Genomic DNA, 14319 nt, shown 5'->3' with positions numbered 1-14319 from the left:
GAAGGCCGAAATGACCCTCGCGACCCGGCTGGCCATCGCAATGATCCTGCTGGTCGCGGCTGCGGTCGCCGCTGTCGGATGGCTGAGCCATTACAGCCTGGAGCAAGCCTTCCTGCCGCGCGTGCTCGACCGTATCGAGGGCCACTCACGGCTCCTGGCCTCGCAACTCGAAGCGCATGTGAACGGCGCCCGCGCCGACGTTGCGACGTTCCGCTCCCGTGCCGCCGCGCGCGGCATGATCGATGCCCATTTCAACGACGGGGTCGATCCGGTCGATCACCTCTCGGAGAAGACCTGGCGCGACCGCTTGCTGACGCGCCTCGTGGCCGACGTCGGCGCCAACCCGGCCTACGCAAAATTCCGTATCATCGGTGCCGACGGCGTCGAGTATCTGCGCGTCGACCGCTCCGGCCCGAACGGAGCGGTGCGAGCAGTTCCCGACGATGCCTTGCAGAACAAGGGCGAGCGCTCCTTCTTCCAGGCGGCGATCAAGCTGGCAGAAGACCAGGTCAGCGTCTCCCCGGTCGAACTGGACGTCGACGACGGCGTGGTTCAGATGCCCTATGTTCCGACCTTGCGCGTCGCGGCGCCCCTGTTTGGGTCCGATCACCGGCTGTTCGGCATCGTCGTCGTCAATGTCGACATGCGCCAGGTGTTCGACCGGATCAGGATATCGATCCGGAACGGTGAAGCGGTCTATGTGGTCGGCCGCAACGGCGATTATCTCGTGCATCCGGATCGCACCCGCGAGTTCGGTTCGCAACTGGGGACACCAACACGCTGGCAGGACGACTTCCCCTATTTCGCAGCCATCACCGGATCGACGCTGGGTGCGACCCAGGTCGTGCCGGGCAGTGACGGCAAGCCGAGCGGCACCGCGATCGCGCCCGCAATCCTGGCCGAGGACCAGTGGGTCGGTGTCATCCGCGTCGTGCCCAACGCCGTCTTCATGGCGCCGGCCGTCACCATCGAGAAATCGACCATCACGATCGGCCTCATCGCGGTGCTGGTCGCCGCCATACTGGCCGTGCTGCTGGCGCGGTCGTTGACCCGGCCGATCGGGCAGCTCACTGCGGCGGTCGAGTGGCTCGGTCGGGACAATTCCATCAGAATTCCAACCGACGCCCCCGGCGAGACCGGTGTGCTGGCGCGGGCATTTGCCCGTCTGATCGATGAAATGCGGGCGAAGACGGCAGCGCTGGAGCATGAGGTCGAAGAGCGGCGGCGCACCGAGGCCGCGCGCGACCAGCTTGCCGTCCGCGAACGCCTGTTCAGCGCGGCCGTCGAATCCTCCGACGATTCGATCGTGATGCAGACGCTCGACGGCATCGTCATCGGCTGGAATGCGGCGGCCGAGCGCCTCTACGGCTATACGGCCGAGGAAGCGGTCGGACAGCCGACCTTGATCCTCCTGCCACCCGATCGCCGCGAAGAGGGCAAGGACTATCTGCGGCGGATTGCGACGGGCGAGCGGATCGAGCACTTCGAAACGGTGCGCCTGCGCAAAGACGGCAGTCCGGTCGAAATCTCGGTGAGCCTGTCACCGATCAGGGACGATTCGGGCGAGATCATCGGCGCGTCCGGCACGGCGCGCCGCCTGACCGATGCGCGACGGACCGAGCGCGCGCTGCAACAGCAGATCGAGGAACGGCGGCAGCTGTTCGACGCCTCGGAAGATCTGATCATGATCATGGATTCGCGGGGCCATATCGTGCAGGTCAGCCCGAGCAGCCAAGCCGTGCTCGGCTACCCGCCGGACGAGATGATCGGCCGCAGCGGCGTCGATTTCATCCATCCCGCGCATCTCGAGCAATCCCGCGAGGAGATGCGCGCGCTGCGGCGCGGCGGGCACCCCAGGCTCGCCGACACCCGCTGCATCCACAAGGACGGACGCGAGGTCTGGCTGTCCTGGCTCGGCAACTGGTCAGATCAGGCCAAACGCTTCTTCTTCGTCGGACGCGACATGACCGAGGCGCGGCGCGCGGAAGAGTCCTTGCGCGAAAGCGAGCTGCTCGCGCGCAATATCGTTGAGACCGCGCTCGACGCCTTCGTCCAGACCGACGAGCGCAGCACCATCCTGAACTGGAGCTCGCGGGCCGAGGAGCTGTTCGGCTGGCGGCGCGACGAAGCGCTGGGCAGGAATGGGGTCGACCTCATCGTCGCCGAGAGCGAGCGGGAGCGGGTCAAGGCCGGCCTCGCGCGCTTCCTCGAGTCCCAGGACGGCCAGACGCTCAACCGCCGCCGCGAGCTCACGGTTCGCCGTCGCGACGGCAAAGAATTCAGGGCCGAGCTGAGCGTCACGGCGCTGAAACGCCGCGAAGGCATTCTGTTCAACGTGTTCTACCGCGACCTCACCGACAAGATCGCGTCCGAGGAGCGCATCCGCCACGCCGACAAGATGGAGGCTGTCGGCCAGCTCACCGGCGGCGTGGCGCACGACTTCAACAACATCCTCACCGTCATCACCGGGACGATCGAGATCCTGGCCGACGCGGTGGCGAAGGAGCCGGAGCTTGCGGCGATCACGAAGATGATCGACGAGGCCGCCGGGCGCGGCGCCGAGCTGACCCAGCACCTGCTCGCCTTCGCGCGCAAGCAGCCGCTGCAGCCACGCGAGGTCGACATCAACGCGCTGATCATCGACACCGCAAAGCTGTTACGCCCGACGCTGGGCGAGCAGATCCAGATCGAATCGGTGTTCGAGGACGAGAGCTGCGTCGCGATCGTCGACCCCAACCAGCTCACCACCGCGATCCTCAACCTCGCGCTCAATGCCCGTGACGCCATGCCCGGCGGCGGCAAGCTGATCGTGGAGACCGGCGCCGCCTATCTCGACGAGGTCTATGCCAGCGTCAACGACGTCAGGCCCGGACACTATGTGCTGATCGCCGTGAGCGACACCGGCACCGGCATTCCTGCGCACATGCTGGCCCGGGTGTTCGATCCGTTCTTCACCTCGAAGGGACCGGGCAAGGGCACCGGGCTCGGGCTTTCGATGGTCTACGGCTTCATCAAGCAGTCCACGGGCCACATCAAGATCTACAGCGAGGAAGGCCACGGTACCACGATCAAGATGTATCTGCCGCCCGGCAAGACGGCCGCGGCCGTGGGCGAAGGCGTGACGCCGTCGACGATCGAGGGCGGACACGAGACGATCCTCGTGGTCGAGGACGACCGGCTGGTGCGCGACTACGTGCTGGCGCAGCTGCATTCGCTCGGCTACGTCACCTTGCAGGCCGCGAACGCCGCGGAGGCGCTCGCGATCGTCGCCACCGGCAAGCCGTTCGACCTGCTGTTCACCGACGTCATCATGCCCGGCAAGTTGAACGGACGGCAGCTTGCCGACGAGGTGTCGAAGACGCGTCCGGACCTCAGGGTGGTCTACACCTCAGGCTATACGGAGAACGCGATCATCCATCACGGCCGGCTGGATTTAGGCGTGCTGCTGCTGGCGAAGCCGTATCGCAAATCCGATCTGGCGCGGATCATCCGCAAGGCGCTGAGCAGTTGAGGAACCGTGTCCCGGACAAGGCGCAGCGTGCAACGCTGCGGCGCAGAGCCGGGACCCAGAACTGTCAGCCGTGAAATTGGAGAGATATGGGCCCCGGCTCAGCAGCGCATCATTGCATGACGCGCTGCGTCCGGAGCACGAGAGGATGGCGAGCGTTACGATGCGCGCTGGGCCGCAGTCATCACGATGCGGATCAGATCGGCGGCGTTGCGCGCCCCGAGCTTCTTCATGATGTTGGCGCGATGGTCCTCGATGGTGCGCGGGCTGATGCCGAGCGTGCGGCCGGCTTCCTTGTTGGACGCACCGGAAGCGAACTGCTCGAGCACCTCGCGTTCGCGCCGCGTCAACGGCTCGCGTCCGGGGAAGTGCAGCGAAGAGAATTTCGGCGATACGCTCTCTGCCTGCCTGCGTGCATAGGCTCCGATCGCCTCGTCCAGCCGGCCGACGATCTCGCTACCGCGGAACGGCTTTTCGATGAAATCGAGCGCGCCGCTCTTGATGGCGCCCACCGCCATCGAGATGTCGCCCTGCCCGGAGATCATGAAGATCGGCGCCGGATAATCTTCGCCCTGCAGTTCGTTCAGAATGTCGAGGCCCGACTTTCCGGGAATGTGCACGTCGAGCAGGATCGCAGCCGGCGTACGGTTCCGCGCGACGGAGAGCAGCGCTGCGCCGTCCGCAAAACAGATCACCTCATAACCCGCCGCCTTCAACACCATCGACAAGGTGTCGCGAACCGCAGGGTCGTCGTCGACCACGAAGATTTCACCACGAGAGGTTTGCTCGGCCATGTGCCACATCCAGTTGGCATTACGGACTCGCGTCCGCGCCAACCGTTATGGCGTTCGGCGCGGATTCGGCCCACCCGTATTTGTACGGGACATAGACTTAACGCACAAGTAGCGGCATTGCGCCTAATTGCAGGAGACGGAGAATATCCATGCTAAATTTGGCCGATACGCCGCCGCTGGTCGCGACATCCGAGGCCGACAGCCAACGATTGATCGCCGCAGACCTTCGCTTGCTGATCGCACAGATCGAGACCAGTATGCGCCGGATCGCCGCAGCCATGGATCAAGAACACAGCAACGATCCGGAAGGTTCCGCCGACGTCTTCATACTCGACGACGTCACGCCGCGTTATGCCACCGCGAACGCCGCTCTCAACGCCTGCCGGGCAGGCCTCGGCCACGCCCTGCAATACCTGTCTGAATCCGGCAATCCGGCTTGAATTGCGACCGACGCGGCGCAGTGCCCGCGTCCGATCGCATGGCAGCTCCGCGCCTCAGGCGCGGTGCCGTTCCACGATCGCGTCGGTGGCGACGCCACCCCAGGTGTGGATCGCCGGCAGCCCCATTGCGGTCTTGCCGAGATTGGCGAGGCTGATGCGCAGCGCCGCGAGATCGAGCGGCTTCGGCAGGCCCTGGAGCTGAATCCCGACGGAACGGGCGAAGCTGCGGGCGGCGCTGCGGCGCTTGCCGTCCATACCGCTGATGACGATCACATGGCCTGCGAATTTCGCCGCCGCCATCTCGCGCAGCACGTCGATGCCGTCGCCATCCTCCAGCACGAGATCGAGCGTCACGCAGTCGAAGCGGGCGGCGCGGAGCTTCTCGATCGCCTCGGCGACGGACGGCGCCACCGTGACTTCATGGCCGGCCTGCTTTGCGGCGACCGTGATCAGGCTGCGCTGCGTAGCGTCGTCGTCGACCACCAGGAGCTGAAGCGCACGCCGCTCGGCGACGTCGGGCAGATTTGACGGGATGGGGGAGAGGGAACTTCGGGGCATTGCCGTATCCTGAGATTGAGACGGGCAATTGCTACACGGCTCGCGCTTAGGCCACGTAAAGCCGGTGCGGCGAATTCGTCCGGATGTTTTAGCAAATATGAACCAACGTCTCGGAAAGCGGCGACGGGGCGCGCGGGACGAGGCCTATTTGGCGATCACGCTGCCTCGTCACGGCCGCCGGCGGCGCCGCGCTTCTTGCGGTTCTTGCCGCGCAGGAACTGGATGTCCATTTCGGCGCCGTTGACGCGCACCAGCTCGCAACGGCGATAGGCGAGCCCGGTCGACGACAGCAGCAGGAAGAATTCCTTCAGGTTCAATCCCTGGATCGAGCCGTCCACCGTGAGGATGGCGTCGGTGTCGGAAATCGCATTGAGCTTGCAGTCGCGCCGCCACGTGCCATCGATCGCCATGATGCAGACATCATAGCCACGACTGAACGTGACGCGCTCCGCGCCCTTGCCATCCTCTGCCATGCCTATCGTCCTGCCAACACCGCCATGCGCGGCGGCGCGGCGCCGGCGAGAGCCGGTTTGGTTGCCGCTGCACGCGGATCGTTCGGCTTGTAGAGGCCGCGACGATCCGGGATCGGCCTGAACGTGTCGGTCAGTCCGACCACGGTTTCGGCTGCACCCAGCACCAGGAAGCCGTCTCCCTCGATCTGGCGGGCGAGGCGGTTGAAGATGTTGATCTTGGTGTCCTGGTCGAAATAGATCAGCACGTTGCGGCAGAAGATGACGTCGAAGGTGCCGAGCTGGGCAAAATCATGCAGCAGGTTGAGCTGCCGGTGCTGGATCATCGCGCGCAGCTCGGGATTGATCTGCCACGTCTCCCCGGTCTGCTTGAAATATTTCATCAGCATCTGGATCGGCAGGCCGCGCTGCACCTCGAACTGGCTGTAGATGCCGGCCTTGGCCTTCTCGAGCACCTCCTGCGACAGGTCGGTCGCGATGATCTCGACGCGCCAGCCGGTCAGGGCCGCGCCCATCTCCTTCAGGCACATCGCGAGCGAATAGGGCTCCTGCCCGGTCGAGCCGGCGGCGCACCAGATGCGCACGCTCCGTCGGCCGGCGCGCGCCTTGATGACCTCAGGCATGATGGTGTCGCGGAAATGATCGAACGGGACCTTGTCGCGGAAGAAGAAGGTCTCGTTGGTGGTCATGGCTTCGACCACGCTGGTGACGAGCGCGCTCGAGCCGCCCTGCAGCTTCTGCACGAGCTCGCCGATCCCGGAGAGCCCGGCCTTGCGGGCGAGCGGCAACAACCGGCTTTCGATCAGATATTGCTTGTCTGCGGACAGGTCGAGTCCGGAATGATCCCTCAGGAACTTACGCAGATACTCATACTCGGTCGGGGTCACGGATAGCCTCTCGGAAGCTGTACTGGGGACACTCTGGCTGAAACGCTCGGGCCAGATACTCAGACCATGGCTTGTCCGACCGGGATCAAGCCGACTTCAGCGAATTTGTCGGCGATGATGTCTTTATCGAAGGGCTTCATAATGTACTCGTTGGCGCCGCCGCTGAGCGCCTGGGCGATATGAGCCACGTTGTTCTCGGTGGTGCAGAACACCACCTTCGGCTGGTCGCCGCCGGGCAGGCGGCGCATGTGGCCCATGAACTCGAAGCCGTCCATCACGGGCATGTTCCAGTCGAGCAGCACCGCATCGGGCAGCTGCCGCTGGCAGATCTCCAGCGCCTTCGAGCCGTCCTCGGCCTCGGTGACTTCGAATTCCAGGCCTTCCAGGATCCGGCGCGCGATCTTTCGCACGACGCTGGAATCATCGACCACCAAACATGTCTTCATTTTGGTTCTCCGGCTTCGATGTTTCGGTTAGCTCAGGCAGCCATTTGTACTTCGGTTTTAAGCTCGAGGACGCGATCGACGTCGAGGACGACCATGAGCTGCCCGTCGAGGCGGTGGACGCCGCCGGCGAGCTTGGCCATGCGGGGATCGAGGTTGACGGGGTTTTCTTCCTTGTTGTCCTCGGCGAGCCGCAGCACCTCGCCGATCTGGTCGATCAGGAGGCCGTAGGATTCACCGCGCAGGTCGACGCCGACCGCCATCGGGGTCTTGCCGTCCTCGGGCTTGGGCAGGCCGAGCCGGGCACGCATGTCGACCACGGTGACGATGCGGCCGCGCAGGTTCAGCACGCCCGCGATCTCGCGCGAGGACAAGGGAACGCGGGTGACGCGCTCGGGCATGAACACGTCCTGCACGCGGGAGATCGGCAGGCCGAACAGCTGGCCGCCGATCATCGCGGTGACGTATTCGACCATGGCGCCTTCGCCGATCTGCGTCTTCTTGTTGCTCATAGCGGTATCTCCTGATCCCCAGTGCCGTTACGCCGCTGCTCGGCTCAGCTCGGAGGCGCCGGCGGCGCCCGCGGTCTGTTCCTTCAGCGCCGCGATCAGACCGGGACGGTCGAACTTGGCGACATAGTCGTGGAAGCCGGCCTGACGGCCGCGCTCGATCGCCGCCGGCGACACCAGCGCGGACAGGCCGATGATCGGCATCGCGCCCAGATTGGTGTCGGAGCGGATCACTTCGGCGAACTCGAACCCGTTCATGTCGGGCATCTCGATGTCGGTCAGGACCACGTCGAAGCTCTGCGCACGCAGCGCAGCCAGGCCCTCCTGCGCAGTCGGCGCGGTGCGGACGCGGTAGCCGGCCGCCTTCAGCACGGGTGCCAGCATGTTGCGGAAGAAGGCCGAGTCGTCGACCAGCAGCACCGACTGCGAGTGCTGCGACGGCTTCATCTCCTTGCGGGTGAACCAGTCGGCGAACGCCATCGGCAGGAAGTGGCCGACGTCGATCACCTCGGTGGCCTGGCCCTTGATCACGGCCGAACCGAGAATGCCGGAGGCGGAGCCGCCGACCTCGATGTTGAGCCGTTCCTCGACGATGTCGATGATCTCGTCGACGACGAGGCCCATGGAGCGGCCGTCATCCGCAAACACCAGAATCGGCTGGGCGCCCTGGCTCGCAATGGTGACGCTCTCCATGGCGACCAGCGGCATCAGCTGCTCGCGGTACTGCACCATGTAGCGGCCGTTGCTGAACTCGATCTTGTCGGCCGGGAGCTCTTCCAGGCGGGTGACGAGCCCGAGCGGGACCGCCTTGGGCTGGCTGGAGCCGGCGCGGAACACCAGCAGCGAGGTGGTCTGCTCGCCACTTCCGATGTGATGGGCGCCGTTCTCGTCGCCCATGTCATGGGCCGAGGAGCCGGCGGCGCCGAGCGCCTTGGCAATGCCGTTGGGATCGATGATCATGATAACAGCGCCATCGCCCAGAATGGTGTTGCCGGAGAACATGTCGATGTGACGCAGCTTCGTCGACATCGGCTTCACCACGATCTCTTCGGTGTGGAACACGCCGTCGACCACGATGCCGAAGGTCTGGCTGCCGACCTGGGTCACCACGATAAAACCGTTCTCGGGATCGCTGGCCGCGCCGTCGTCGATCTTGAGCAGCTTCTTGAGGTGGATCAGCGGCAAGAGCTTGTTGCGCAACCTGAGCACCGCGGTGTCCTTGATGCGCTCGATGCGGTGCTCGCTGTTGGCGCGGGCACGGACAAGCTCGACGACCGAGAGCTGCGGGATTGCAAAACGGTCGCCGGCGGCCTCGACGATCAGCGCCGAGACGATGGCCAAGGTCAGCGGGATCTTGATGGTGACGGAGGAACCCTCGCCGGCCACCGACTTGATGTCGATGGTGCCGCCGATCTGGTCGATATTGGTGCGCACCACGTCCATGCCGACGCCGCGGCCGGAGACCGAGGTGATCGCAGCTGCGGTCGAGAAGCCCGGCGCGAAGATGAACTTGTGGATCTGGGCTTCGCTCATCTTCTCGAGCTCGGCCTCGGTGACGAGACCGGAGGAGATCGCCTTGGCCTTGATCCTCTCGGTGTTGAGGCCGCGGCCGTTGTCGGCGATGCAGATGATGATGTGGCCGCCCTCGTGATAGGCGGACAGGCGGATGGTGCCCTGCTCGCCCTTGCCGGACGCGAGCCGCTCGGCGGGGGTCTCCAGGCCGTGGTCGGCGGAGTTGCGCACCATGTGGGTGAGCGGGTCCTTGATCAGGTCGAGCACCTGGCGGTCGAGCTCGGTGTCGGCGCCGTGCATCTCCAGCTCGATCTGCTTGCCGAGTTCGCTCGAGAGATCGCGGACGATGCGGGGCAGCTTCTGCCAGGCATTGCCGATCGGCTGCATGCGCGTCTTCATGACGCCTTCCTGCAGCTCGGCGGTGACGTTGGACAGGCGCTGCAACGGCACCTTGAACTCGGTGTCCTCGTTGCGGCGGGAGATCTCCAGCAGCTGGTTGCGGGTCAGGACCAGCTCGGAGACCATGGTCATCAGATGCTCCAGCGTATCCACGTTGACGCGGATCGACTGGTTGGCGATGCTGGCGCCTTCGCCTGCATTCTCGTCGGCCGTCGACTTCTTCGGCGCGGCCTTTTCCTTGGCGGGCTTCGCAGCTTCCTTGGCGGCGAGCGCCGGAGCTTCAGCAGCCGGCGCGGGCTCGGCCTTGGCGACAGGAGCCGGCGCTTCGATCGCGGTCTCGCGGAAGGCGCGCTCGAGCTCGTCGAGCGAGACTTCGCCCGGACGTAAGGGGCGCTCCAGGGTCTGGTCGATCAGCGTGCCCTCGGTCATTTCTTTTTCTTTCGACGGTGCAACCTTTGCTTCGACGGGAGTGGGAGCTTCCGGGACGAGCGGCGGTGCATCAGCAACAGCACCTGCGGCCATCGCGGCCATGCCCTGCTCGACCATCGCTTCCAGCTTGTCGATGAGATCGCGGTCGTTGCCTTCGGGCTCGGCTTCGGTCGCCTCGAGGCCGGCGAGGATCTCCTTGATGCGGTCGATCGAGGACAGGATCACCGTCACCGCGCCGGCCGTCACCGGCATGCCGTCGCGGAATTTGCTCATCAGGGTCTCGCCGGCATGCGCCAGCGCTTCAAGCCGCGGCAGTCCGAGGAAGCCGCACGTGCCCTTGATGGTGTGGACCAGGCGGAAGATGTTATCCAGGATCTTGGCGTTATTCGGCTCCTGCTCGAACTTCACGATTGTCGACGGTGTCCAGGCTCTCGCTGGTCTCCGTCAAAAACTCCCGCAACAGATCATCCATGAGCTACGCCTTACTGAGCCGGACTTCGACGCCTGGGCCGCACCTGGAGTTCGGCGGAGGTCCGCGCCTGGATCGTTAGACAACCCCTTTCACGGTCCCGTTAATTTCAGCCTCCGTGCTAATACGGATATTGAAGACAAGTTTGCGCTTCGAGGCCTGCGATAGCGTCTTGCGACAAAAGCGGCGCCGCATCTCACGCGACAGACGCGATAGGTAAACGCTCCGATAACAACACTGCGACGTATGCGAAAAATCCTGCTCGCGAAGGACGATATGCACGGGCCGCGCGAATTGAATCAAATCACGCGCAATCAGAATCGCTCACACCGCCGCCCGCTGCTCGCCTGCTCAATCCGCAACAGCTGCGCTTGCGGTAAACGGACGCTTATTTCGCGGCCGCCGCGATTGCTACCGCGCTAACCCAATTGCGGAGACAGCACGATGCTCCGCGAGACAATCCTCGATGGCCGCGAATAGCGCATCCGGTCTAAACGGCTTGCGAAGGCAACGCGCAGCGCCGAGCTCCGGCGCCATCCGGAGGAAGTCGGGTGCGGGCGCGTTCAAATTTGCGAAGGCGTAGCCGGACATCGCAATCAGCGGAATGGCCGGCGCGTGCTCGTGGAAGATCCGGATCGACTCGAACCTCGCGTGTGCGGCATGAAGATGTCGATCATCATCAGATCGACCTGTTCGTTCTCGAGAGCGCGGAGGCGGCTTCTCCTCCGTCGGCAATCGTCACCCGGAAATGATTCCGCTGCAGATAGATCTCGATGGCCATGCACACCATCGGGTCGTCGTCGACGAGAGTATGGTGCAGGTCTGCCGTCCCCGTTTGAGTTTCCCGTTTCGGCGATTCAAACGTCAAACCGTGGGGCACGCCGTTCTCCTCTGGCTGGTCGAAACATTGATGCAAGCGTCAACGGTCCTGTCGGGAAATCAGGGGCAAGGGGTGCGACAGTCGCGGCGTTGCGAAGCCGCGCGGACCAGTCCCGGATGGATAGAAAATGCGCGCTTGAGGGGAAGCCGCAGGTGTCGGTCGGGTCCGATGACGGCGCAGATGCGATCCTAGCGGCTCATGATGGCCCCCTTGCCGCTTTTTCCTGCCGCCCGGCGCAAGACGGACGCCCCTAATTAACGCGCGAATCAGTGCGTTTCTCAATTTCCGCCGCAAATGCCGCAGCCTGTCTGCCCCCCAACGGGTATATGGACGGCCACACAACCTTTACAATATGTTTTGGTCGCCGTGCAACTGAATGACGCACAGGGCGCGGCGGCCGATCGTCCTAATGAACGCGCCGGATTGACCTGCATGACCGCGAGCGGCCACCCGTCCAACCAGTTGCTGCAAATGCTCGGCGTGGCGGATTTCGATCTGCTGCGCCCCCATCTCGCGACAGTCGAAATGGTCAGGGAATCTGTCTTGGCCGAGGCAGGCGCCGCGCTGCGACATGTCTACTTCCCGCACGGCGGGTCCGTTTCGATCACGGTGGGTCTCTCCGAGGGACAGATGATCGAGGTCGCGATGCTGGGCCGCGACAGCGCCGTCGGCGCCGGCGCCGCGCTTGCAGACGGCATCGCTCCGACGGATGCCGCTGTGCTCTTCCCCGGGACTGCGTCCGTGCTCGAAATCGCGGCCTTCCGGGCGGTGGCGGCCGCAAGCGCGCAGTTTCGCGGCCTGATGATCCGCCACGAGCAGGCGCTGCTCGCGCATGCGCAGCAATCGGTGCTGTGCAATACGGTGCACCCGGTCGAAGCGCGGCTGGCGCGCTGGCTCCTGCGTGCCCGCGACCTGTCCGACAGCAAGTTCCTTCCGCTGACACAGGAGACGCTGGCGCAGATGATGGGCGTACGGCGCAACGCGATTTCCCTCGTCGCAAATGCGCTCCAGCGCGCCGGCATCATTCACTACACCCGCGGCCAGATCGAGATCGTCGACGAGCGCGCATTGGAGACGAGGTCCTGCGACTGCTATGCGGCGGTGAAGGGCTGCCACGCCCGCCTGCTGGGAGCCCCGCGATGAAGATAGCCCGGCGCAACCGGCCTGCTGCATGCCGGTGTGCACACAGTGCAGCGGGGGCGCCATCGCAACCGGACATCTTGTCCCAATTGCCAATATATCCCGACGAGAACATGATCAAACTTATCCGTACAGCGAGCAGCCCATTCGCTTCGAGTTCGGGGGCTGACGAGACGGAGGCAGTCTTGGAAACGATGGCGCGCCCATCCAACGGTTTCCTGTCCGCACTGTCGGCGGAGGATTACGAATTGATCCGCCCGCATTTGCGCATGATCGATCTGCCGCACGAAGCGATCCTGGTGGAGACCGGCGAGACGCTCAAGCGCGCCTACTTTCCCCACCGCGGCGTCATCTCGCTGGTGGTGAAACTCGCCAAGGGCGAGCATGTGCAGGTCGCCATGGTCGGCCGCGACAGCCTGCTCGGAACGCTCTCGACCATGGGCGATGCCTGCGCGCTGAACACGGCAATCGTGCTGGTCCCCGGTGCCGCCTCCGTGATGGACCTCGACCGGCTGCGCGACGCGGCCGACCAGAGCAGCACCTTGCGGACGCTGCTCACCCGTCACGGGCTGGCCGTCTACGCACAGGTCCAGCAGACCGCGGGCTGCAACGCCGCCCATCCGGTGGAGTCGCGGCTGTCGCGTTGCCTGCTGCACACCCATGACCTGTCGGGCGATTACCGGCTGCTGCTGACCCAGGAGGCGATGGCGCAGATGATCGGGGCGCGCCGCAACAGCGTGTCGCTGGTCGCCAATACGTTGCAGCACGCCAATTTCATCCACTACAGCCGCGGGCACATCCAGATCCTCAACCTGGACGGCCTGCGCCAGACGGCGTGCGAATGCTACGCCACCGTGAAGGCCCAGTACGACCGGCTGCTCGGCCCGCGCTGACCGGCGCCTTGGTAAACCGGCGGCTAACGCCGGCCTGCAAACACGGATCGTCCTGCTACCGGAACTGAAATTCGGATGCCCTAGACACGGGGCATGCCTCGCGCCGTACAGGCCGCGCGGCAGACGAACCGTGACCAGGACGGGCCAAAGCCATGTTTGAAGTGACCGCCGCGCCGATGCCAAAAGCGCTCGATGCTGCGCCCGCGCGCGAGCCGGGTGCGTACGAAGCGCTGGTGCGGGAGATCGGCGAGGACGGGGCCTGTGAAGTCCGTGACGTGTTCTGGAGCGAGACCTGCGCGCGTCTGCAGCTGTTCCGCACGCTCTCGCTCGCGCGGCACCTCGCCAGGATCACCCGCGAAGCGCATTCGCTGAAGAGCGCGGCCGGAACGTTCGGCTATGTCAGGCTTGCGGCGCTGGCGCTGCGGCTGGAGCAGACCGCGGAGACGCTTGGCGAGGCCGAATTCCACGGTCTCCTCGACCTGATGGATGCCGCCTACGCCGCCGCGCGCGCGCAGGAGCCGCAGGGCTAGAGCCATTTTCGTTTCGATGAATCGGAGCGGGGCTTGCGCAAACCGTATCCACTTCGCTCGAAAACGCTCTGACGAAAACCGCGCCAGGCCCGCCGTACTTCTACGGTTTGGGATTTTCACAGATGGCTAATCATAGGTGGCGATAGTCGCCGGAAACCAGGAGGGTTTCCATGTTCACCTATGAGACTGCGGATCAGAAAGAGGTCCGTCGCTTCCGCATCGCACAGTTCAACGGCAGGACGGCGACGGTGAAGGCTGGCGAGGCGACGGTGACTGGTTTCGTTCGCTCGGTGCTGGAGCAGGAATCGAGCATGCCGCCGCGCTGGACCATCACGATCATTCCGAGCGCGCCGAAGGAAGAGCCCAAGTCGCTGCGGCCGCCGTCGCGGGTACGCCCTTTCGCCGAGGATTATCTCTGAACCCATCGGGTCCCCAGGCCATTCTCAGGCTTGATCGCC

Annotated in this window: 12 protein-coding genes and 2 pseudogenes; 6 read left to right on the top strand and 8 right to left on the bottom strand. The window is 64.8% G+C overall.

Annotation, left to right across the window (positions count from 1 at the left end; all coding sequences use genetic code 11):
• Nucleotides 1-10: 10 nt before the first annotated feature.
• Nucleotides 11-3511, top strand: a complete 3501-nt coding sequence (locus ACVJ5M_RS05595; RefSeq protein ID WP_063980467.1) for a PAS domain S-box protein — start codon at nt 11-13, stop codon at nt 3509-3511.
• Between the two features lie 155 nt (nt 3512-3666).
• Here the strand turns inward: ACVJ5M_RS05595 and ACVJ5M_RS05590 are convergent, their stop codons facing one another.
• A complete protein-coding gene (locus ACVJ5M_RS05590; protein WP_063980466.1) occupies nt 3667-4302 on the bottom strand; it encodes a response regulator transcription factor in 636 nt (211 codons plus the stop codon).
• A gap of 149 nt (nt 4303-4451) precedes the next feature.
• Between ACVJ5M_RS05590 and ACVJ5M_RS05585 the strand changes: the two genes are divergently transcribed.
• Nucleotides 4452-4742 (top strand): hypothetical protein, encoded by a 291-nt coding sequence (locus tag ACVJ5M_RS05585; protein WP_063980465.1) that lies wholly within the window; start codon nt 4452-4454, stop codon nt 4740-4742.
• A gap of 54 nt (nt 4743-4796) precedes the next feature.
• Here ACVJ5M_RS05585 and ACVJ5M_RS05580 read toward each other — a convergent pair whose 3' ends face one another.
• The 7 genes and pseudogenes from ACVJ5M_RS05580 to ACVJ5M_RS05550 form a co-directional block, all read right to left on the bottom strand.
• On the bottom strand, nt 4797-5300 hold the full coding sequence (locus tag ACVJ5M_RS05580) for a response regulator (RefSeq protein ID WP_063980464.1): 504 nt from the start codon (nt 5298-5300) through the stop codon (nt 4797-4799).
• A gap of 155 nt (nt 5301-5455) precedes the next feature.
• Entirely contained in the window at nt 5456-5773 is a 318-nt protein-coding gene (locus ACVJ5M_RS05575; protein ID WP_014490546.1) for a hypothetical protein, read from the bottom strand.
• Between the two features lie 2 nt (nt 5774-5775).
• The gene (locus tag ACVJ5M_RS05570) at nt 5776-6657 is read right to left on the bottom strand and encodes a CheR family methyltransferase (protein ID WP_071908599.1); all 882 of its coding nucleotides are present in this window, start codon (nt 6655-6657) and stop codon (nt 5776-5778) included.
• Between the two features lie 59 nt (nt 6658-6716).
• A complete protein-coding gene (locus ACVJ5M_RS05565) occupies nt 6717-7103 on the bottom strand; it encodes a response regulator (protein WP_018321619.1) in 387 nt (128 codons plus the stop codon).
• Between the two features lie 32 nt (nt 7104-7135).
• The gene (locus tag ACVJ5M_RS05560) at nt 7136-7612 is read right to left on the bottom strand and encodes a chemotaxis protein CheW (protein ID WP_231143772.1); all 477 of its coding nucleotides are present in this window, start codon (nt 7610-7612) and stop codon (nt 7136-7138) included.
• A gap of 27 nt (nt 7613-7639) precedes the next feature.
• Nucleotides 7640-10421: pseudogene (locus ACVJ5M_RS05555) on the bottom strand (hybrid sensor histidine kinase/response regulator).
• 408 nt (nt 10422-10829) lie between these two features.
• Nucleotides 10830-11298 (bottom strand): annotated as a pseudogene (locus ACVJ5M_RS05550) (response regulator).
• A gap of 432 nt (nt 11299-11730) precedes the next feature.
• Here ACVJ5M_RS05550 and ACVJ5M_RS05545 point away from each other — a divergent pair.
• The 4 genes from ACVJ5M_RS05545 (at nt 11731) to ACVJ5M_RS05530 (ending at nt 14280) form a co-directional block, all read left to right on the top strand.
• Nucleotides 11731-12441 (top strand): Crp/Fnr family transcriptional regulator, encoded by a 711-nt coding sequence (locus tag ACVJ5M_RS05545; protein WP_063980461.1) that lies wholly within the window; start codon nt 11731-11733, stop codon nt 12439-12441.
• A gap of 191 nt (nt 12442-12632) precedes the next feature.
• Nucleotides 12633-13331 (top strand): Crp/Fnr family transcriptional regulator, encoded by a 699-nt coding sequence (locus ACVJ5M_RS05540; protein ID WP_038943206.1) that lies wholly within the window; start codon nt 12633-12635, stop codon nt 13329-13331.
• Between the two features lie 152 nt (nt 13332-13483).
• Nucleotides 13484-13861 carry an Hpt domain-containing protein gene (locus ACVJ5M_RS05535; protein WP_063980460.1) on the top strand — a complete coding sequence of 126 codons (378 nt, stop codon included), beginning with the start codon at nt 13484-13486 and terminating at the stop codon, nt 13859-13861.
• A 170-nt stretch (nt 13862-14031) separates the two neighbouring features.
• Complete coding sequence (locus ACVJ5M_RS05530; protein ID WP_063980459.1) at nt 14032-14280, top strand: hypothetical protein; 249 nt, start codon at nt 14032-14034, stop codon at nt 14278-14280.
• Nucleotides 14281-14319 lie beyond the last annotated feature (39 nt).

It is taken from the genome of Bradyrhizobium sp. S3.7.6 (genome assembly GCF_054061875.1).
The sequence above is the reverse complement of the archived record's forward strand: the minus strand, read 5'-3'. Positions and strand labels throughout refer to the sequence as shown.